Here is a 20,382-nt window from a genome sequence, read left to right on the forward strand (position 1 = left end):
TGTCAACTACGCAGCGTCATAGGGCAGGATGCCTGGGGTACGTGCGGCAGGATTCGCCCGTAGCCGGGAACTTCCGACCGCACGCCGCCGACCATTTCAGTACCGCGCGCGAACGCGGTGCGTGAGCGAGGATCGCGAGCGGAATGACCGAGCAGCAGCCCACCGGCCCCGACGAGTCGGCCGAGCGGCCGGAACCCCCGGCCGGCCCGGCGCATCCCGAAGGCGAAGCGGCACAGGCGCAACCGACCGAGGCGAACGAGGAGAGCATGAAGGCCGCGGAGAACAATCAGGACTTCGAGCAGTTCCGCGCGGACCTCGAGGCCGTCGAACGCAAGATCGCCGGGGAGATCGATCCGGGCGTGCGCGCCATGGTGGTCGCCGGTGCGGTGTTCGTGCTGCTGGCCTCGCTGGTACTGCCGCATGCGGGCAAGACCCGCGGCTTCGACGTGCTGCTGTACGACACCGTCGCCCAGGGCGACCACATCGGGCTGCCGTCGCGACTGTTCGTCTGGTTCGTGGTGATCTTCGGTATCGGGTTCTCGGTGCTGGCGCTCATCACCCGCCGCTGGCTGCTGGCGTGGATCGCGGTGGCGGGCTCGGCCATCGGTAGCGTGTTCGGCGTGCTGTCGATCTGGCACCGCCAGACGCCCGGCATCGGCAACTATCACGGTGCGGGCCCGGGCATCGGCCTGATCCTGGCCACCATCGCCATCATCGTGCTGACCTTCCACTGGGTGCGCGTGGTGTGGGCGCGCACCAATGTGCACCTGGCCGCCGAGGAACAGCGCCGCCTGGCCGCGGCGAAGGCAGAAGAGCAGCAGCGCCGCCGGTTGTTCGGCGACGACTGAGCTTTCACGCAAGGCCCGGGGGCAAACCGAATCCGGTTGCCACCGGGCCTTTCTCGTACCCGGGGGCGGACGGCTACGCAGGCATGGCCGGGGCGCGGTCCGGGCGGTAGGCGAGTCCCGCGGCCATGGCGGCCAGGCCCGCAACCACCATGTAGATCCAGCCTGCCCGGAACTCCGACATGGTCCGGGTGGCCGCGTCACCCAGCATCGCGGTGAGGATGGCGACGCCGAGCGCGGAACTGGTCTGGCGCGCCATCATCAGCGTGCCCGAGCCCAGCGAGATCTGGTCGGCGGGCAGCAGGGTCGAGGCCCCGAACAGCGGCGGCTGCAGCAGGGCGGTGCTGGCCCCGGCCAGGATGGCACCCGGAATCATCACCAGCGCATAGGAGTTCGAGAAGCTGCTGGCCAGCACCCACCAAGCGCAGCCGAGCGCAATGGCGGCACCGCCCAGCGCCGCCGAGGCGCGGGCCCCGACCAGTGCGACGAAACGGCCCGAGAACGGGGACAGCAGCAGGCAGCTGATCGGCATGGCGGCCACGCCCAGACTGGCCCGCAGCGTCGAGTAGTGCCATTCCTCGGTCATGAACAGCGTCGCCTCCAGGATCATGGCGGCGAAGGCGAGGTAGTAGCAGAACACGCCGAGCGTGGCGGTGCGGAACAGTTTGTGCCGCAACACGATCGGGCTCACCACCGGGTCGGGGTGGCGACGCACGTGCCAGACGAACAACGCGGTCAGGACGATGGCGGCGAGCAGGCAGCCGAGGGTCGCGGGTGCGGTGAAGCCCCAGTCGGTGGCCTGCACGAACACGGTGGTGAACGCCGCTGTCGCGCCGAGGATGAGGGACGCGCCGAGTAGATCCAGGCGACGGTTGGCGCGCTGCTGGATATCGGGCAGGATCCGCAGCCCGAAAGCGAAGGCCACCACCGTGAACGGCACGTTGAGCAGGAAGATCCACCGCCATCCGGCCTGCAACAGTAGCCCGCCGATCACCGGTCCGCTCGCGCCGCCCGCCGCGGCGATGGCGGTCCAGATGCCCATGACGGTGGTGTGCTCCCGCTTTGCGAACACCGGCAGCACCAGGCCCAGTCCGGTCGGGATGAGCAGGGCGGCGGCCGCGGCCTGCAGGATGCGGGCGACGATCAGGATCGGCAGGTTCGGGGCGAGGCCGCAGGCGATGGAGGCGAGGCCGAAAAGCGCGATGCCGAGCAGGAATCCGCGTTTGCGGCCGGTATCGTCAGCGAACCGACCGGCCGGAACCAGCAGTGCGGCCATCACGATGGTGTAGGCGTTCAACGTCCACGACACCGCGCTCGTCGAGGCGTTCCCGAAGGACTGCTGCAGGGCCGGGAACGCGACGATGACCGCGAAAAGGTCCAGGATTGCCAGGTATTGGGCGATGCCCGCGATGGCGAGTACCCGCCAGCGGCGCGGGTCGGGGGCCGTATCCGGTTGCGGGACCGGGGGAGTGCGTTCGGTCGTCGTGGTCATGCCTTCGACTATCCGAAGTCGCGGCTTCGGCGACGAGTGGCAGGAATGCCATAGTGCGCTAGATTTCTGACACGACCGGCGTTAGGTTGGAGTCATGGATCGCATCGGCCAGCCCTCCGCGACGGGTCCCGGCACCCTGGCCGTCGCCGTCGCACCCGGCATGCCCATCTTCGAGGTGGCCATCCCGTATCAGGTGTTCTACGAGCCGCCCATCGGCGTCGACCCCGACAACTGGTACGACTTTCGGCTCTGCGGTCCCCGCGGTACGCACCACGCCACGCTGCGAGATCCCTTCGTGGCCTTGACCGAATACGACTACGACGATCTGATCCGTGCGGACACGGTGATCGTCCCGTCCACCCCGAACGTTCGCGAGGATCCGCCCGCCGATTTGGTCGAGGCCGTGCGCGCGGCTCACGAGCGTGGCGCGCGCATCGCCTCGCTGTGCACCGGCGCGTTCGTGCTGGCCGCCGCGGGCCTGCTCGACGGCCGCCGCTCGACCACGCACTGGCGACACATCGACGCCATGCGTGCCCGCCACCCGCACCTCGAGATCGATCCGGGCGTGCTCTACATCGACGACGGCCGCATCCTCACCAGCGCGGGCACCACCGCCGGGCTGGACCTGTGTATTCACCTGATCCGCAAGGACCTCGGCGCGCAGGCCGCCAATGCCGCCGCCCGCTACCTGGTCGTCTCCCCGCATCGCGCGGGCGGCCAAGCCCAATACCTGCAGTCCCCGGTTCCCACCCAGCCCGCGGATTCCGGCCTGTCGACCACCCTCGACTGGGCGCTCACCAATCTCGAACGCCCCCTGACGGTTTCGGATCTTGCCACGCATGCCAACCTGTCCGACCGCACCCTGGCCCGCCGCTTCCACGCCGAACTCGGCGCGACTCCGCTGCGCTGGCTGCTCACTCAACGTCTGATCCGCGCCCGGGAACTGCTCGAGCTCACTGATCTCCCCGTCGATGTGGTCGCCGACCGTTGCGGTCTGGGCAGCCCCGCTAATCTGCGCACCCACTTCAATCGCGAGGTAGGCGTTTCACCGAGCGAATATCGCCGCTCGCACCGCCCCACCCGTCACGAGGTGGTCACCGAATCCGCCCAACTGCTTTGAGCGGTAACTAGTTTCAGCTCGCAGATGACACGCTGAGAATGTATTCCGCGAGCAGCCCGTACTGTTCGGGCGCGAGACCGTCGTCGAGGGGGACCGCCACCGCGACGACGCCGATTTCCTCACCCACGAACAACGCGGGATCGTTGCAGTCGGCGAACCCGATGGCGTCGATGCCCGCTTGCGCCGCGCCACCGCACCAACCGTGGTCGGCGACAACAAGATCCGGCATCGGCTGCCCGGATCTGCGTAGCGCGTCGAGAGCCAGTCTGATCGGCATCGCCGAATGCGTGTGGATCGATCCACCGGCATCCATCAACGTACCCACGCCGAAGAAGTAATCGATCACGAGCCGCTTTGCGCCATACCGTGTTTCATCGTTGTACCCCGCCCCCGCGCCCGCCTCGACCACCGTCCCCCCGGCCTTGGCCAGCGCTGAAGCCAACCGCTGATACATCGGCCCGAGCCGCTGCGGATGCCCGGTCGCGAACAACACCCGCTGCCGCTCCCGCAATGCCTTGTCGAACCGTTTCGCATACCGATCCAGCGCCGCCACAGTCCGTTCCGGATCGATGGTGTCCACTCCACGCCGATGATTCCGCCGCGCATCCACCCCCACCCGCCGCACCATCAACTCGAAAATGGCGTCGACATCCCACTCCGGCCCGATCTCCAACCCGAACGTATACCCCGGATCCCGCTGCGCCAGCCGCCAATAATGCGCCAGATTGTTCTCCCGAGGCGTAGCCACCCGCCCGGCCATCCCCGTGGCCAGCAGATGCGCAATCAACTCTTCCCGACTCGGTGCCATGCCCGCGAGCCTAACCGCGAACGCGCAACCCTGCGGACCACCCTGTGAGGCCACGAATCCGGCCCGGCCTGCTGGCCGGGCCGGATTCGGTTGTCCGGTGCTGGTTCTCAGCGCTGGCTGACGGCGCCTTCGGCGGCTTCGGCCCATTCGCGCCACTGTTTGGCCTGTTCCAAAGCCTTTTCGGCGTCCTTGGCCTTGCCCGCGGCCTGGGCCTTGGCGGCCTGTTCCTCGAATTGGGCTACGCGTTCGCGGAATTGGGCGGCGCGAGCCATGGCCTCGGGGTCGCTGCGGCGCCATTGGGCGTCGACGGCCTCGCGAACCTTCTTTTCGATGGCGCGCAGACGCGATTCCAGGTCGTGCATGCGTTCGCGCGGGACCTTGCCGAGGGCGTCCCACTTTTCCTGCAGTTCGCGCAGGCCGTTGCGGGCGGCGTCGAGGTCGGTGTCGGGGTTGATGTGGGCGTAGGCGGCGAGGAGTTCTTCCTTGGCGGACGCATTGGCCTCGAACTCGTGGTCGCGTTCGGTGGCCGCGGAGTTGCGGGCGGCGAAGAAGATGTCCTGGGCGGCCTTGAAACGACGCCACAGCTGCTCGTCGGCCTCGCGGGGGGCGCGGCCGGCGGCCTTCCATTCGGTGAGCAGATCGCGGAAGACGGCCGCGGTGCCGGGCCAATCGGTGGACCCGGAGAGTTCCTCGGCGCGGACGCAGAGTTCTTCCTTGCGGGTCTTCGCCGAGGCGCGTTCGCGATCGAGTTCGGCGAAGTGGGCCCCACGGCGGCGGTTGAAGGCCTCGCGGGCCTTGGAGAAGCGCCGCCACAGCGCGTCGTCGACCTTGCGGTCCACGCCGCGAATGGTCTTCCACTCGTCCAGGATTTCCCGCAGCCGATCCCCGGCGGCCTTCCACTGGGTGGATTCGTTGGCGATCTGCTCGGCCTCGGCGGCCAGGGTTTCCTTGCGCTCGGTCTGCTCGTGCCGGCTGCGTTCCTTCTCCTCCTTGGCGTGCGCGGCCGCCTCGTCGGAGTGTTCGATGATGGCCCGCAGCCGCGTGGTCAGCCCGTCGAGATCGCCGATGACCGAGGCCGTCGGCAATGTTTCGGCAAGCGCGGTGGCGGCGGTCTTCGTCTTGCGGGCGTCGGTGCCGGCGGCCAGCCTGGCCTCGAGCAGCGCGACCTCGGTGGCCAGATCGTCGTAGCGGCGGCCGAAGTGGGCCAGCCCTTCGGCGGCGTCACCGGCCTGCCAGGAACCGATGACGCGTTCGCCGTCGGCGCTCTTGACCCAGGCGGTGCCGTCGTCGTCGACCCGGCCCCACTGGCTGGGGTCGCTCACCGACGGCACGACCACCGGATGGGGGTGCGGATGTGCCGAGCCGGGCGTGGGTTTGACGGCATGAGGTTTGGGGGATTCGGGTTTATTACGAGGGGCGCCGGGCCGTGGCGCGGCGGCGGCCGCCGGAGACGGCTTGGGGCTCTCGCTGGGGGTGGGGACCGGGGCTGAACTCGGGGAGGGCACCGATGCTTCGCTCGCAGTAGATGCGGATGCGTTGGGTGCAGCGGGTGCGGCGGCGCCGGGCTTGGGCGTCGGGGTCGACTCCGGGTGGGTAGCCTTCTCGGTTCCGTTGTTCTCGGTCATTGCTCCTCGTCCCTGCCGCGCGTCACGGCTGCCTGGTTACGCCCTAGCTCATTCGTCTAACTGCATCCCATTCAACCAGGCTGAGATGGGAAATGCTGTCTTTGAGCCCGCTTCGGCGGCGCGGCGACCCGGCCGGGGTGGGGCTGGTGAGGTGCGTTAGCGCTACGGTTGACGGCGTGTTCTGTGTTGCGTCGCTGGTTCCCTCACCGCCCGTGCTGGTGCCCGAACTCGAGGGCGCGGCCGGTGCGGCGGCCGATACCGAGGTTGCGGCCCTGCGAGCTGCGGTGTTGTCCGCGGCGGGGGAGTTGGCGGCCCGCGCGTCGCGGTGGATTGTCATCGGCGTGGCGGAACCGGAGGAAATCTCCGGCACCACAGAAGCGAACCGGCTGATCGGTTCTGACGCGGTGGGCACATTCCGGGGATACGGCGTGGATGTCCGGGTTGGTTTGACCGGATCGGTCACCGATACCGCCGTCGCGGATCCGCTGCTGCCGCTTCCCGCGCTCATCGCGGGCTGGCTGCGTGAGCAAGTCGCGCCCGAGGCATCCGCGGAATGCCGTCTGATCTCCGCCGATGCCTCTGCGGCCGACTGCTCGACCTTCGGCCGCCACCTGCGCGCCGAACTCGACGCCGAGTCCGAACCGGTCGCCGTTCTGGTAGTCGGCGACGGTGCGGCAACCCTTTCGCTCAAGGCCCCTCGCTACCTCGACGAGCGCGCCGAAGCGGTGCAGGCCGATATCGACCGCGCACTGAGTGCTGGCGACCGCGCGGCTATCGCCGCCCTGGACACCGGGCTGTGCGGCGAGATCGCCGTCGAGGGCCGCGCGGCCTACCAGGTGCTGGCCGGGCTCTTCACCGCCGATCCGGTCGATCCGGAGGTCGAAACGTTGTACGCCGCAGCCCCGTTCGGTGTCGCCTACCACGTCAGCGTATGGCGTCCGGGGGCCGCCCGGTGACCCGGCCCATCGCCGTCGTCGGCCCCACCGCGACCGGAAAATCCGACCTGGCCTTGGAATTGGCGCAGCGCCTGCACGGCGAGATCGTCAATATCGACGCCATGCAGCTCTACCGCGGCATGGATATCGGCACCGCAAAACTGCCGGTCGCCGAACGCCGCGGCATCCCACATCACCAACTGGATGTGCTCGACGTCACCGAGACCGCCACCGTCGCCACCTATCAGTCGGCGGCCCGTGCCGATGTGGAGGCGATCATGGCGCGCGGTCACACCCCGGTCATCGTCGGCGGCTCCATGATGTACGTCCAAGCGCTGCTGGACGATTGGGATTTCCCCGCCACCGATCCGGAGATCCGCGCGAAATGGGAGACGGTGCTGGCCGATCGCGGCACGGTCGCCGTGCACGAGGCGCTGAAGCAGGCCGATCCGGTGGCCGCCGCGACCATCCTGCCCACCGACGGCCGTCGCATGGTGCGCGCGCTGGAGGTGGTGGAGCTCACCGGTCAACCGTTCGCCGCGTCCGCTCCGCAGATCGGTGAACCCCGTTGGGGCACGGTCATTATCGGTGTCGATCGCGACACCGCCGAATTGGATGCCCGTATCGAGTTGCGCACCGCGAAGATGTTCGACTCGGGTCTCGTCGAGGAGACCGAGCGGCTCATCACCCACGGCCTGCGGCACGGCCAAACTGCCCGGCGCGCCATCGGTTACGCGCAAGTCCTCGATTTCCTGGACAACGAATACGACCTGAACGAAGCTCAGGAGCGCACCTTCATCGGCACCCGGCGCTATGTCCGGAGACAGCGTTCGTGGTTCCGCCGAGACCAACGGGTGCGATGGGTGGACGGCGCGGATCCCGCCCTGGCGGACACCGCGCTGGCGCTCGTCGACTCCTCCACATGAGGGACGAACAGGAACCATAGTGACGCGTCGCGAGAACACTCGCACCGCCGCGGTCGCGGTGTGGCAGGCGTACCTGACCACCCGTGCCGCTCGCATCCGGGATGGCCGATTTCTGGTGCAGGGCATGCGGCCGATCAGCCGCGCCCTCGAATGTCGTTGGCCGCTGGAGACTCTCGTCTACCGGTTGGGCGGGCCGGAGCCGTCGCCGTGGGCGCGGCAGGTCCTCGACTCCAGTGGCGTGCCGAGCGTCGGGCTGGTGCCGGAGGTGATGGCCGGGCTGGCCGAACCCCTGGAAGCGGTGCCGGAACTGGTGGCCGTGGCGGTGACGCAGCGGCCGGAAATCGAGGAGTTCGCGCCGGGCACGCCCGACGACCCGGCCACGGTGGTGGTCATCGACCGGCCCTCCTCGGCGATCCGGCTGGGTTCGCTGATTCGTTCGGCGGTGGCGTTCGGCGCGGGCGGGGTGATCGTGACCGGTTCCGGCGTCGACCATTACGACCCGCAGAGCGTGCGGGCCTCCGACGGGGCCTTGTTCTCGGTGCCGGTGCTGCGGGTGTCCGGTCCGGCGCAGGTGGCTGCCTTCCGGGATCGGCAGCGGGCGCGGGGCGTGCGGACCCGCATCGTCGGCAGTGACGATCACGGCGGCGTCGCCCTCGACGACGTGGACTTCACCGGCGGCACGGTGCTGGTCCTCGGCGACGAGAGCGAATCCCTGGCCCCTGCCTGGCAGCAGGTGTGCGACGAGCTGGTGTGCATTCCGACCGACGGCACTCTCGGTGTGCCCGCCGCGGCGGCGGTGGCCCTCTACGAAATATCCCGGCAGCGCCGGACGCTACGGTGAGGACTATGAGCGAGAACGACGCCGCCGACATCGAGTTCAGCAAGGGACACGGCACCCAGAACGATTTCGTGGTGCTGCCCGACCCCGACGCGTGGCTCGAGCTCACCGAATCCCGGGTCGCGGCGCTGTGTGACCGGCAGCGCGGACTCGGCGCGGACGGGGTGCTGCGGGTGGCGCGCGCGGGCGCGCTCATCGAGACCGGTGTGCTCGGCGCGCTGCCGGAGGGCGTCAGCGCGGCCGACTGGTTCATGGACTACCGCAATGCCGACGGCTCGATCGCGGAGATGTGCGGCAACGGCGTGCGGGTCTTCGCCCATTACCTGGTCGCGACCGGGCTCGAGCAGCAATCCGAATTCGTGGTCGGCTCCCGTGCCGGTGCCCGCCCGGTGATCGTGCATCACGCCGACCCCGTGCACGGTGAGGTGACCGTGGCCATGGGCCGCGTCAAAACCCTCGGCACCTCCACCGCCACCCTCGACGGCCGCGAATTCACCGGTCTCGGAATCGATGTCGGCAACCCCCACCTCGCCTGCGTCACCCCCGACCTGACCCCCGCGCTCCTGGCCGCCCTCAACCTCGAACACGCCCCCGGCTTCGACCACACCCTCTTCCCCCACGGCGTGAACCTCGAAATCCTCACCCCGTTGAGCGTCGGCTCCGACGGCGAACGCGGCGTAGACATGCGCGTCTACGAACGCGGCGTCGGCGAAACCCGCTCCTGCGGAACCGGAACCGTAGCTGCCGCCGCAGCCGCCCTAGCCCGCGACGGCTTCGACCTCACCTCCGACACCGGCCACATCAAGGTCCGCATCCCCGGCGGCGTGGTCACCGTTGGCATCGACCACGGCACAGCGACCTTGCGCGGCCCGTCGGAACTCGTCGCGACGGGCCGCCTCGCCGCCAAGTGGTGGCAGGACGCCTAACCCCTGCATCGGTAGGCAGGTCATCACGTCCGTCATTCCGGCGTGCTCTTGGCCGGAATCCACACGAGCGGCCACCGCGCCTCTAGGTGTGGATCCCGGCCAAACCCACGCCGGGATGACGGGCTGATCACGCGACTGCCGCGGCGCTCAGCGCGGGCGAGTCGGTGAGGGTGGGGTAGTCGTTGTAGCCCTCCGGGCCGCCGACGTACATCAGCGGTGTGTCGCGAATGGGGTTGAGGGGTGCGCCGATTCGCAGGCGGTCCACCAGATCCGGATTCGCCAGGAATGCCCGGCCGAGGGAGACGAGGTCCGCGCCCGCGGCGAGTAGGGCTTCGGCGGCGGCCTTGCCGCCGTCGACGGGGAGCGGGACGCCCCAACCGAGGTTCGGGTTTGCGATCAGGGTGTGCGGCCAGAGCTGCCGAATCTGCTGGAACAGAGCGCTTTCCGGGGTGGCGAAGACCACGTGCAAATAGGCGGGATTCCGGGGTGCGAGTGCTCTGACTAGGGCCGGGTACAGGTCGTCGGTGTCGTCTTCGGCGATCCCGTTGGTGGTAACTGCGGGCGCGATACGGATTCCGACCCTGTCTGCTCCGATTGCCGCGATGACCGCGTCGACCACCTCCAAGGTGAATCGGACGCGGTTGGCGATGGACCCGCCGTAGGCGTCGGTGCGGTGGTTGGTGTTCCCTGCCAGGAATTGGTGCAGCAGATGGCCGTTGGCGCTGTGGATCTCCACGCCGTCGAATCCGGCGGCCACCGCATTGCGGGCGGCCTGGGCGAAATCGGCGATGGTGGACTGGATTTCGTCCGGGCTGAGTTCGCGAGGAGTCACCGCCTCCTGATGCCCGGACGGGGTGTGAATGCCTTCCGGCAACGCGATCGCCGACGGCGCGACCGGCACCAGCCCGCTGTTGTCGGGGTGGCCGACGCGGCCGCCGTGCTGCAACTGCAGGAACATCCGCCCACCCGCGTCCCGCACCGAATCGGTAACGTGCCGCCAGCCCGCGATGTGTGAATCGCTGTAGATGCCAGGAATATTCGGGTACGTCTGCCCGACCCGATTGGGTGTGGTGCCCTCCGCGATGATCAGGCCGGCCCCGGCCCGCTGGGTGTAGTGGGTCCGCATGAGCGTCGACGGAGTCCCGTCGGCCTCGGCGCGATTGCGGGTCAACGGCGCCATGACCAGGCGGTTCGGGAGTTCCAGTGCGCCGATGCGGCCGGTGCTGAAGAGGTCTGTGTTCGTCATGCCGGTAAGGTAAAACTTGACATTGATGTGAGGTGCAAGCCCTGGAATCTGGAGTGCCGCATGCGAATCGGTGAGCTGGCCAAACGCACCGGCGTGAGCGAACGCTCGCTGCGCTACTACGAGGAGCAGGGCCTGCTGGTGGCGTCGCGCACTCCCGGCGGCCAGCGCGACTATCCCGAGCTGGCCGTGGACCGCGTCATCCACATTCAGGAACTGTTCGCGGCGGGCCTGAACAGCAAGAAGATCTTCGAGATCCTCCCGTGCATGCGCGACACCGACGGCGGCGCGAACGAGCGCGCCACGCCCGAGCTGGTCCACGAACTACGCTCCGAGCGCGACCGCATCGATCGCACCATCGCCGACCTGTTGCGTTCTCGTGAGGTGCTCGACGACGTGATCGATCGGGCCGGGGAACGCTTCGCCGCGCAGTGACGAAGGTCGCGGCGAAATAACCGAATGCGGTTGCTCGTTGGGACGTGGGACTATGGAGGTGTATGAGTAAGCCAGAAACGTATGAGTTCACTCCCGCCGAAGAGATCGACGAGGAGATCAACGACGCCCCCGAGACCGGTCGTGACGGCTGGCAGGCCGCGCCGACCGTCGGTGAGCTGCAGCTCGATGAGCGCGCCGCCCTGCGTCGCACCGCGGGTCTGTCCACCGAACTCGAAGATGTCACCGAGGTCGAGTACCGGCAGCTACGCCTCGAACGCGTGGTGTTGTGCGGCGTGTGGACCGAGGGCTCGGCCGAGCAGGCGGAGGCGAGCATGGCCGAACTGGCCGCACTCGCCGAGACCGCGGGTTCCGAGGTGCTCGACACATTGGTGCAGCGCCGTGACAAGCCGGACAAGTCCACCTACCTGGGTTCGGGCAAGGCGGACGAGTTGCGCGGCATGGTCCTCGAGACCGGCGCCGACACCGTCGTCTGTGATGGTGAGCTTTCCCCCGCGCAGCTGACCGCGCTGGAGAAGGTCGTCAAGGTGAAGGTCATCGACCGCACCGCCCTGATTCTGGACATCTTCGCCCAGCACGCCACGTCGCGTGAGGGCAAGGCGCAGGTCTCGCTCGCGCAGATGGAGTACATGCTCCCGCGTCTGCGTGGTTGGGGTGAGTCCATGTCCCGGCAGGCCGGTGGTCGCGCGGGCAGCAATGGCGGTGTGGGTCTGCGTGGTCCCGGTGAGACGAAGATCGAGACCGACCGTCGCCGCATCCGTGAGCGAATGGCGAAGTTGCGCCGCGAGATCCGCGAGATGAAGACCGCTCGCGACACCAAGCGCGCCAAGCGTGCGGCCAGCGGCATCCCGCAGGTCGCGATCGTCGGCTACACCAATGCGGGCAAGTCCTCGCTGATGAACGCGCTCACCGACGCCGGAATCCTGGTGCAGGACGCGCTGTTCGCCACCCTGGATCCGACGACGCGTCGCGCCGCCCTCGAGGACGGCCGCGAGGTGGTCTTCACCGACACCGTCGGTTTCGTCCGCCACCTGCCCACGCAGCTGGTCGAGGCGTTCCGCTCGACGCTGGAGGAAGTGACCGGCGCCGATCTGCTGCTGCACGTGGTGGATGGTTCGGACCCGCTGCCCGATCAGCAGATCAAGGCGGTCCGCGAGGTCATCACCGATGTGCTGAAGGAATCCAAGACCCCGGCCCCGCCGGAGTTCCTGGTGGTCAACAAGATCGACGCACTGGACCCGCTGGAAGTCACCCAGCTGCGCGGTTGGCTCCCGGACGCGGCCTTCGTCTCGGCCAAAACCGGCCAAGGCGTCGACCAACTCCGCGACCGCCTGGCCCAGATCCTCGGCGGCCTCGACGTGGAAGTCAGCGTCCTGCTGCCCTACACCCGAGGCGACCTACTGGCCCGCATCCACGCCGACGGCAAAATCCTCAGCTCCGACCACGAGGAATCCGGCACCCGCGTCCGAGCCCGAGTCCCCGCCTCCCTCGCGGGCCCCCTCGCCGAGTACGCCCACGCCGGAACCGAACCCGCCGCCGAGTAAGTCAGCTTCAAGATCAGGGAGTACTCAGCGCGGAAATCTGTCCGATTTTCCGCGCTGAGTACTCCCTGACCCCTTCCTACAACCCAATCCGCGCAGACCCCTCGGTCCTGTGCGCATGAGCTCGGCCGGAGTCGCTACGTGCTACGTATTCGGAGGCGAGCGGTGGCGAGGGGGACGCCGTCCCCGGTGAGGTCGGGGACGTGGGTGGGGCGGCCCGTGATGAGTAGCAGCAAGGCGGTGATCGGCCCGCGGATTTCGGGGCCCGTGCCGTGCATCCAGTCGATGTCCGCGACCCGCACCCGTCAACTCCGCGAGATCATGAGCCGCCTACGCGAAATCACCGATCCCTACGTGTGATTCGTCCAGAGGTTCCATCCCGCGGAGGCTGCGCGCCGTCGCGCGATCATCTCCAAATGTGGTACGAGGGCAACAAAGTACCGCTTGGCCTCACATCCTTTCGTGCAGGCTCGGTGGGTCTCCAGTCCGCGCCGAGCTGTTTCGAGATTCTGTACCGGATAGTCGGGTACCTCATGGCTGATTGCTTGCGCCACAGCTCAACTCCCGACCTGTCGCCGCGCTGCACGATGCCGACCGGATCGTTTGCGATGAGAATTCCCAGAACCTTTGATGTCTTCAAGAACACAGAACGCCATCAGCGCTCCGCCCATAACCGTCATAAGCGACAAAATCCACTCATCCCAAGGCATTGCGACTCCCGATGTCCTATCGGAGGGAATGGCCCAGATGTGACACCTGGGCCGAAAATTGTTTTCGCGAGCGCTCTTCGATCAGTAGACACCCGAGTTCGGGTTCCATGAAACAATCGGAGCGAAGTCGTCTCGAAATACTGTGGGCTACAGCATGAAACATTTCACCGCGAACGACTGTTGGATAGCGAGGATAACGAAATGGCTGGCGTAACTGCGGTTCGAATGGCATTCGGTGGATTCATGCGCCAACTGCGCGGGCCGCGAAGCATGACCAGGGCCGGGCAGCAGATCGAGGTCTCACCGCCGACCATCATGCGCATGGAAGATGGGTTCCCATCGAAGATTTCGACGCCTCAGATACGCGTTCTGCTCGAGTACTACGCGGCGGATGCCGACCAGTTGGCACATGCACTCGGTCTCTGGGCTGACATCAAGACTCAGGAGAAGATCGCGAAAGCGGCGGGGACCTTCAAAGGTTGGTGGCAGGGCTATAGCGATCACTACGCCCGGGACTTCGAGAGGTATCTACTGCTCGAATCTGCCACTGAGCATCTGACGACCCATCAACTCGTAGTCGTACCCGGCCTGCTCCAGGCCCCTGAGTATCGGCGCGCGATGATCAAGGGCACCAAACCTGAAACCACCTCGCTCGACGCCGAACTCGCTTTGAACCTGCTCCGCACCAGACGGCGGCAAAAGCTGGATGAAGAGTCGTGTCGGGTGACGGCGTTGTTGTCCGAGGCCGTGCTTCATCATCGGCCCTGCGACCCGAAAACTATGGCGGTGCAGCTGTTTCAGCTCATCGCCGATAGTGAGAGGCCGAACGTAACAGTTCGCGTCGTTCCGATGGCGGTTGGTTTCCATTCCGGCCTGGCGACCGGATCGTTTACCCTGCTTCGATTTCCGCTGATGTTGCCGAACAAGATTGCGGCACCCCCTGTTGTGTATGCCGAAACGGCAGGCGAGTCGCTCTATACCGACGAAACCGATCTGGTCGCACGTTTTTCGGCGGCTGTGGCTGATATGCAGATGGTAGCTTTGACGGAGGAAGCGACCAGGGATCTGGTGCTGAGGTTGGCGAAGGAGTATGCGGCGTGACCAGCAACCCGCCTCTTGCGACATGGTTCAAGTCGACCAGGTCTGCCACCCAGAACGAGTGCGTCGAGGTCTACTTCGGCGAATCGATGGTGGGAGTCCGGGATTCGAAGGATTGCGGTCCGGAACTGTGGTTCCCGGAGGGGGATTGGCGGTCCTTCATCGCCAGCGGTATCTGGGCGCGCTGACGGCGCGCGGGAACGCGGTTGCCGGTTCGCCGCTGTGCGGCGATGATCCGGGGGTGAGTGCCGACTTCCGCATCCGTCCGATGGCTGCTGCCGATCCTGTGCCGATCGCGGCGGCCTTCGCCGAGTTGGGGTGGACTACCAAACCTGTTGGGCAGTATGTCGGGTATCTGGCCGAGCAGGCGGGTGGTGGGCGCGTTTGCCTTGTGGCGGAGCTTGATTCGGTGTTGGCCGGGTATTGCACGCTGGTGTGGCGATCGTCGTACGAGCCGTTTCGGGTCAAGGGGATACCCGAGATCCAGGATTTGAATGTGCTTCCGCGGCATCGGAATCGGGGTGTCGGTGCCAGGCTGCTCGATGCGGTCGAGGGGGTGGCGCGGGAGCGGTCCGACGTCGTGGGGCTCGGCGTCGGACTGCACGCGGATTACGGTGCGGCACAGCGGTTGTACATTCGGCGCGGTTATATGCCCGATGGATACGGGGTCGCCTATGCCAATCGGACCGTCGAGTTCGGGGAGACGTTCACCCTCGATGACGATGCGACGCTGATGCTCACTCGCTCTCTCGTCTGAACGCCGGTCACGCCTTGAAGTAGACGACCTGGTGGCTGGTGGTCAGGGGAGTGCCGTCGGCGGTCCACAGGTGGGCGGACTGGTCGAAGAAGCCGTTGCCGAAGTGCTGGGCGCGGGCGGTGGCGAGGACGAAATCCGCCGGGTTGGTGGGGAATTGGGTGGTGTCGGTGTGGAAGTAGACGGTCATGGAGACGGTGCCGGCGGGGACCATGTGGCCGAGGCGGATCATGATCCGGGGGAAGAAGATGTCGCTCATGGCCGTCAGGGACAGGTGGTCCAGGGGGCGGGCGGGGGTGTCGCGGACCCACAGGGTGGTGGTGGAGGTCGGGGCGGCGGGGCTGTCGGCGTCGAAGGCGATGCCGCCTTCGACGAAGCGCATCTCGTAATTGCCCAGCCACGCGGGGAATTCCGGCATCTTCGCCGGTTCGACGGTATCCGGGGCGGGTGCGGCGGGCGGGGTGATCTCCGTGTCGGACCAGGTCTCGCGGCGCACCGCGCACACCACGGTCGCGGTGGTGACCACGGCGTCGTCCTGGCTCATGGTGACCATCCAGTGCTGGGTGCTGCGGTTGGTGCGGACCGGATCGGCCTCGATGGTGAACGCGCCATCGGCGACGGGACCCGCGAAGTTGACGGTGATCGACAGCGGGCTTCCGATGCGGCGTGGGTCGTCGAGGACGGGCCGCAGCATCGTCGCCGCGGTGAGGCCGCCGAACGGGCCCACCATGTTCGAGTATGCGGGGGCGGAGCGACCGAGGAAGACGCCCTCGCTGACGGGCGTCAGTTCGGTGGCATTGTCGAACGGGTGCTCGAGGGCGGTGGCCGATCCCAAGACTGATTCTCCTTCGCAGAGTTACGGATTCGCCGGTGTGATGGCGTGACGCACGAGCAGCTCGAGCTGCTCGCCGATCTTGTCGAGTGGTTCGACGCCGCGTTCGGCGCGGCACAGGGCCACGCTGCCCTCGACGGCGGCGATGATCAAGGTGGCGGTGCGTTCGGCGTCGGCCTGGTCCGCGCCGTGCTCGCGCAGGGAACCGGCGATCAGGTCGGTCCACTGGCGGAAGGCGGCCGCCGCCGCGAGCCGCGGTGCGTCCTCGCCGTCGGGCAGGTCCTCGACGGCCACCGCGAGCACCGGGCATCCGGCACGAAAATCGGTGTCCACGAGGAGTTTCCGCCACATCCGCAGAAAGGCGCGCAATGCGTCGACGGGGCCATCGGCGAGTTCGCGGGTGAGCAGCTCCGCGGTCAGATCGCCCGCGAACGTGACCGCCTCGGTGGCGAGCTGAGTCTTGCCGCCCGGAAAGTAGTGGTAGGTCGACCCGAGCGGCGCATGCGCGTACTTCGCCAGCTCACGAACACTGGTCGCGTTCAACCCGCGCCGCCGGATCATGTCCGCGGCACCGGCCACCAGCTTCCGACGCGAGTCCGACGACTCCCCGGCCACCTCCACCTCCTGGATATAACGACCGTCATACGGTAGCCGCATCATAACGCCCGGCTCGACTGGACCCGGCCGGACCCGGCTCGGTCTGGTCGGCTCGGGTCGGTTCGCAATGCGATCGGGCGGGCGCTGGTCGTAACTGGTGGGTCATCACTATGGGGACCGATTCCCGCCGGATTCTCGATCCGCGCATCCTTACCGTCAGAAATATGGAACTCGATCTCATCCCCGAACCCCGTGTCACGGTGTTGCGGACGCCCACGGTGTGGTTCATGGCCTTGGCGGCGGGGATCGGCACCGCGAGCATTTATCCACTGCAGCCGGCGATTTCGGAGTTGGCGCGGTCCCTGCACGTCCCGGTCGCGGCGGTGGGGACGGCATTGGCCTGCGGTCCGATCGGCTATCTACTGGGCCTGGCGCTGCTGGTGCCGCTGGTCGACCGGATCGCGCCGCGCACCGTGATTTCGGCCCAATTCTGTTCGCTGGCACTGGCTTTGGCCGCGACCTCGGCGGTCGGGTCGGTGTGGCTGCTCGGTGTGGCCGTCGGCCTGATCGGCGCGGCCTCGTCGGTGGGCGCGCAATTGAGTTCGGTCGCAGGCCGTTTCGCCCCACCGTCGCGTCGGGCCACCGTGCTGGGGATCGTGACCGCCGGCATCTCGGCCGGGGTGCTGGCGGGCCGGATTGCGGGTGGTTGGCTGTCGGACGCGCTGGGTTGGCGAGGAATGCTGCTCGTATTCGCTGCCGCCTGCGTTGTGATCGCCGGAGCATCCCGCATGGCACTGCCGACCTCGGCGGCCTCCGCTACCGCGAGTTACCTTGCGACACTGCGCAACATGCCCACCCTGTTCGCCCAGTATCCGGCCCTCCGAGCGGCAGCAGGTCGCGGTTCGCTCTGGTTTTTCGCCTTCTGCACGATCTGGTCCGGCCTCGCGGTTGCGCTATCCCAACCGCCGTTCTCGTATTCGTCGGAACGAATCGGCCTGTACGCCTTCGCGGGCCTGCTCGGCATCATCGCCACCCGAATCTCGGGAGCCTGGACCGACCGCATCGGCGCCCGCCGCGTCATCCTCATCGGCCTGGCCCTGGCCATCGTCAGCACCGTGACCCTCGCCGTCTCCTTGTCGATCACCCCGCTGACCCTGCTCTGCCTCGGCCTTTTCGACGCGGGCCTGTTCGCCGCCCAGGTAGCCAACCAGAGCACGGTCCTCGCCCTGGACCCCTCCGCCCCGGCCCGCTTCAACAGCGCCTACATGGTCGTCTATTTCGTCGGCGGCAGCGTGGGTACGGCGTTCGGTGCGGCCGCGGTCGGCTGGTTTGGCTGGACGGGAACGGCATGCTGCGCCGCCGTGGCCATCCTGTCGGCGGCCGCTGTCACTTACGGGACAGGCAAATCCGAGGGATGAGGGATGGCGGGATTCTCGCGGAACAGTTTGCGGATGCCACCCGAACCCGCCGCAGGTTCGGATTGGATGCGGCCGCCGGGGTCGATCTGGATCGCCGCGGGGGTGCCCGTGATCGCGTAGCGGCGGCCTATCTCGCTGGAGCGTTGGACCAGATAGTCGTTGATGCCATATTCGGTGCGCCACAACGCATTTTCTTCGAGAGTGCCCGAGCCGATGACAACGACATCGACCCATTCGCGGACCCCGGCGGCGAGTTCGGGGAGAACTCCGGCGATGGACTTGCAGGGGCCGCAGGCGGGTTGGAGGAAGACGAGTAATTGTGGGCGGCCGGAGGTGAGCAGCTGCCGTAGGGAGGTACTGCCCGTGGTGGAGGGCAGCTCGAAACTCGGTGCGCGGGAACCGATCGGGAGTTGCACCGCCACTTTGCCGTTCGACTCCTCGATGCGGGCGTGCAAGGCACGCATCGCCATCGCCTGGCGGACCTGGACCGCAGCGAGTACGACGCAGGCGGTTACCAACAGCAGCCGATCGCCGCTGATCCCCGTGATCGGAAGACGCGGATACCGCACGGCGCCGACCGTCGCGGCGACACCGACGGCGAGGAGTACGAGATTGCGCACCAGCGTGCCGGGCCCGATCGGGGTGGCGCTGGGCTCGCCGAAACAGGCGCAGGCCGGTCGTTCACCCTGCCACAGCCGCCATGCCACCGCGCCGGTGAAGACGCCCATCAGGATCACTCCGGCAACGGAGGCGGGTACACAGACGTAGGGCGCGGCAACGCCGAGCGCGATCGATGCCTCCACCATCGGCAGCGACCACGCCACCGTCGGAACCAGCCGCGCCGCTACTCCGAACGCTGCCAGCGCATCCCGAGTAGCGGCCGGGGCTTTCACCTTTCCATACGCGGCCACGACGAACACCGCTGCGAATATTGCCCGAATTGTCCACGCCGCCACCGCCGACCACATATCCCAAGATTCACACACGCCGATGGATTCGTAACGAATACAGCGGAATTCGCGTGCACCCGATCTCGGGATTGCTTCAATATCTCTGCGAGATCCCCAACCGAAAGGATTTCCCAATGTCCGATTCCTCCACCGACGTCATCGAGGGCGGCGACTGCGACGTCGCGGACGGCCAGGTCGACGTCTGCTGGGATGACTCCAATTACGCCACCTGCTCCAACGGCCAATGGATAGTCCGCCCGTGCGCCGCAGGCACCGTCTGCAACGACGACGGCAACGGCAACGTCACCTGCGGCTGGGCCAACGACGACGGCGACAACTAGTTCGCCGAATGGCACACCCTGGAGGCGAATTCGGGCAAGGCCCTCCAGGATGTGCCACTGGGCGGCTACCAGCCACCGTTCAGGAGGGCGGCCAGTGCTGGGGCGGGGGTTGCCGTGGTGAGGGTGTTGGCGGTGGCGACCACGAACATGGTCAGGGCCAGCAGAAGTGCGGCGATGGTGAAGGAGAGCGTGGCGCGGCGGGTTCTTCTGTCGGTGGGATCCGTGCGCCGGAAGCGTCTCCACAGCAATGCGATTGCGGCTAGCGAGGCGACGCCGACCAGCGCGGTCAATACCGCCATGATCAGGTGATACCAGGCGAAGTCGTCGATCATCACCTGGGTGGCGGGTTGGGTTCGGGTGCTGGGGTAGGCGTCCGCCTGGGATCTGGCCTGGTCGATCGCGGCCGCCAGATCGGGGTTGCTCTCGTCGTCCATCAGCATCGGAAGTAGCGACGAGAACGGGGCCAGCACGCCTTGAATGTTGGCCATCACCAACAACAATGAGGCCAGTGCGCAGAGGGTGACGAAGACTGCGGCGGTAGCGCCCGCGATCCGCTTGCCGACTCCGGGGCCTGCGGAGTTCAGGAACGCCTTCCACAACAGCGTGGCGAGGGCTGCGAGCACGATCAGCGCGAGTGCGGCGAATACCGCCTTGGCCACGTGATAGCGGAACCAGTAATCGACGGCTGCTTGCAGGCTCGGGGTAAAGGTGTGGTCGCCGGATTGCCAGTAGGTGAGGAAGGCGGTTCGGAAGGCGTCGCCGATGCCGTCGTTGTCCGCGCCGCCAGGTACCGAGCCCGCGAGAATCCTTGGCCCGACGACGAAAAGCGTGGCCAGCACCGCGGCGACGGCGGCCAGCACCGCCGGTAGACACCGGGCGATCGCGGTCCCTCGAAACGTCACAGACCCCACCACGCCCATCATATGCACC

22 protein-coding genes are annotated in these 20,382 nt (G+C 67.4%); 14 read left to right on the forward strand and 8 right to left on the reverse strand.

The genetic code is table 11. The features are described from left to right. Positions 1-266: 266 nt before the first annotated feature. On the forward strand, positions 267-848 hold the full coding sequence (locus tag ACYVN4_RS34200; RefSeq protein ID WP_460726833.1) for an Rv2732c family membrane protein: 582 nt from the start codon (positions 267-269) through the stop codon (positions 846-848). 73 nt (positions 849-921) lie between these two features. On the opposite strand, the gene ACYVN4_RS34205 is transcribed toward ACYVN4_RS34200, so the two are convergent. Next, complete coding sequence (locus tag ACYVN4_RS34205; RefSeq protein ID WP_460726284.1) at positions 922-2,337, reverse strand: MFS transporter; 1,416 nt, start codon at positions 2,335-2,337, stop codon at positions 922-924. Positions 2,338-2,431: 94 nt separating this feature from the next. Here ACYVN4_RS34205 and ACYVN4_RS34210 point away from each other — a divergent pair, with 94 nt between their 5' ends. Then, complete coding sequence (locus tag ACYVN4_RS34210) at positions 2,432-3,457, forward strand: GlxA family transcriptional regulator (RefSeq protein WP_460726286.1); 1,026 nt, start codon at positions 2,432-2,434, stop codon at positions 3,455-3,457. Between the two features lie 13 nt (positions 3,458-3,470). On the opposite strand, the gene ACYVN4_RS34215 is transcribed toward ACYVN4_RS34210, so the two are convergent. Both ACYVN4_RS34215 and ACYVN4_RS34220 read right to left on the reverse strand, forming a co-directional pair. After that, the gene (locus ACYVN4_RS34215) at positions 3,471-4,265 is read right to left on the reverse strand and encodes a phosphatase (RefSeq protein ID WP_460726288.1); all 795 of its coding nucleotides are present in this window, start codon (positions 4,263-4,265) and stop codon (positions 3,471-3,473) included. A gap of 107 nt (positions 4,266-4,372) precedes the next feature. Further along, a complete protein-coding gene (locus ACYVN4_RS34220; protein ID WP_460726290.1) occupies positions 4,373-5,890 on the reverse strand; it encodes a DUF349 domain-containing protein in 1,518 nt (505 codons plus the stop codon). Positions 5,891-6,066: 176 nt separating this feature from the next. Here ACYVN4_RS34220 and ACYVN4_RS34225 point away from each other — a divergent pair, with 176 nt between their 5' ends. Genes ACYVN4_RS34225 through dapF form a run of 4 tightly spaced genes read left to right on the forward strand, consistent with a single transcriptional unit; the run spans position 6,067 to position 9,515 of the window. After that, the gene (locus ACYVN4_RS34225; RefSeq protein WP_460726292.1) at positions 6,067-6,846 is read left to right on the forward strand and encodes a class III extradiol ring-cleavage dioxygenase family protein; all 780 of its coding nucleotides are present in this window, start codon (positions 6,067-6,069) and stop codon (positions 6,844-6,846) included. Further along, the gene (gene miaA / locus ACYVN4_RS34230; RefSeq protein WP_460726294.1) at positions 6,822-7,751 is read left to right on the forward strand and encodes a tRNA (adenosine(37)-N6)-dimethylallyltransferase MiaA; all 930 of its coding nucleotides are present in this window, start codon (positions 6,822-6,824) and stop codon (positions 7,749-7,751) included. Before ACYVN4_RS34225 ends, miaA begins: the two co-directional genes overlap by 25 nt. Before the next feature lie 19 nt (positions 7,752-7,770). Then, positions 7,771-8,592, forward strand: a complete 822-nt coding sequence (locus ACYVN4_RS34235; RefSeq protein ID WP_460726296.1) for a TrmH family RNA methyltransferase — start codon at positions 7,771-7,773, stop codon at positions 8,590-8,592. A 5-nt stretch (positions 8,593-8,597) separates the two neighbouring features. After that, positions 8,598-9,515, forward strand: coding sequence for a diaminopimelate epimerase (gene dapF, locus ACYVN4_RS34240; RefSeq protein ID WP_460726298.1), 918 nt, complete (start codon positions 8,598-8,600; stop codon positions 9,513-9,515). A 127-nt stretch (positions 9,516-9,642) separates the two neighbouring features. On the opposite strand, the gene ACYVN4_RS34245 is transcribed toward dapF, so the two are convergent. Then, complete coding sequence (locus ACYVN4_RS34245; RefSeq protein ID WP_460726300.1) at positions 9,643-10,761, reverse strand: alkene reductase; 1,119 nt, start codon at positions 10,759-10,761, stop codon at positions 9,643-9,645. A 60-nt stretch (positions 10,762-10,821) separates the two neighbouring features. Here ACYVN4_RS34245 and ACYVN4_RS34250 point away from each other — a divergent pair, with 60 nt between their 5' ends. From ACYVN4_RS34250 to ACYVN4_RS34275, 6 genes are all read left to right on the forward strand, one after another. Continuing rightward, positions 10,822-11,193, forward strand: coding sequence for a MerR family transcriptional regulator (locus ACYVN4_RS34250; RefSeq protein ID WP_460726303.1), 372 nt, complete (start codon positions 10,822-10,824; stop codon positions 11,191-11,193). Between the two features lie 62 nt (positions 11,194-11,255). Then, complete coding sequence (gene hflX, locus ACYVN4_RS34255) at positions 11,256-12,755, forward strand: GTPase HflX (protein ID WP_460726305.1); 1,500 nt, start codon at positions 11,256-11,258, stop codon at positions 12,753-12,755. Positions 12,756-12,974: 219 nt separating this feature from the next. Further along, entirely contained in the window at positions 12,975-13,112 is a 138-nt protein-coding gene (locus tag ACYVN4_RS34260; RefSeq protein ID WP_460726307.1) for a hypothetical protein, read from the forward strand. Positions 13,113-13,663: 551 nt separating this feature from the next. After that, positions 13,664-14,563, forward strand: a complete 900-nt coding sequence (locus ACYVN4_RS34265; RefSeq protein ID WP_460726309.1) for a helix-turn-helix domain-containing protein — start codon at positions 13,664-13,666, stop codon at positions 14,561-14,563. Further along, positions 14,560-14,748, forward strand: a complete 189-nt coding sequence (locus ACYVN4_RS34270) for a DUF397 domain-containing protein (protein WP_460726311.1) — start codon at positions 14,560-14,562, stop codon at positions 14,746-14,748. Before ACYVN4_RS34265 ends, ACYVN4_RS34270 begins: the two co-directional genes overlap by 4 nt. Before the next feature lie 53 nt (positions 14,749-14,801). After that, positions 14,802-15,317 carry a GNAT family N-acetyltransferase gene (locus ACYVN4_RS34275; RefSeq protein ID WP_460726313.1) on the forward strand — a complete coding sequence of 172 codons (516 nt, stop codon included), beginning with the start codon at positions 14,802-14,804 and terminating at the stop codon, positions 15,315-15,317. A gap of 7 nt (positions 15,318-15,324) precedes the next feature. On the opposite strand, the gene ACYVN4_RS34280 is transcribed toward ACYVN4_RS34275, so the two are convergent. After that, positions 15,325-16,149 carry an acyl-CoA thioesterase gene (locus tag ACYVN4_RS34280; protein ID WP_460726315.1) on the reverse strand — a complete coding sequence of 275 codons (825 nt, stop codon included), beginning with the start codon at positions 16,147-16,149 and terminating at the stop codon, positions 15,325-15,327. Between the two features lie 21 nt (positions 16,150-16,170). Continuing rightward, a complete protein-coding gene (locus ACYVN4_RS34285; RefSeq protein ID WP_460726317.1) occupies positions 16,171-16,761 on the reverse strand; it encodes a TetR/AcrR family transcriptional regulator in 591 nt (196 codons plus the stop codon). A gap of 206 nt (positions 16,762-16,967) precedes the next feature. Between ACYVN4_RS34285 and ACYVN4_RS34290 the strand changes: the two genes are divergently transcribed. Next, positions 16,968-18,161 (forward strand): MFS transporter, encoded by a 1,194-nt coding sequence (locus tag ACYVN4_RS34290; RefSeq protein WP_460726319.1) that lies wholly within the window; start codon positions 16,968-16,970, stop codon positions 18,159-18,161. Here ACYVN4_RS34290 and ACYVN4_RS34295 read toward each other — a convergent pair. Continuing rightward, complete coding sequence (locus tag ACYVN4_RS34295; RefSeq protein WP_460726321.1) at positions 18,134-19,129, reverse strand: MauE/DoxX family redox-associated membrane protein; 996 nt, start codon at positions 19,127-19,129, stop codon at positions 18,134-18,136. The two genes, ACYVN4_RS34290 and ACYVN4_RS34295, sit on opposite strands and share 28 nt — an antisense overlap. Before the next feature lie 116 nt (positions 19,130-19,245). Between ACYVN4_RS34295 and ACYVN4_RS34300 the strand changes: the two genes are divergently transcribed. After that, positions 19,246-19,452, forward strand: coding sequence for a hypothetical protein (locus ACYVN4_RS34300; protein ID WP_460726323.1), 207 nt, complete (start codon positions 19,246-19,248; stop codon positions 19,450-19,452). Positions 19,453-19,517: 65 nt separating this feature from the next. Here the strand turns inward: ACYVN4_RS34300 and ACYVN4_RS34305 are convergent, their stop codons facing one another. Then, positions 19,518-20,354, reverse strand: coding sequence for a hypothetical protein (locus ACYVN4_RS34305; protein ID WP_460726325.1), 837 nt, complete (start codon positions 20,352-20,354; stop codon positions 19,518-19,520). Positions 20,355-20,382 lie beyond the last annotated feature (28 nt).

This window comes from Nocardia heshunensis, from assembly GCF_054782115.1.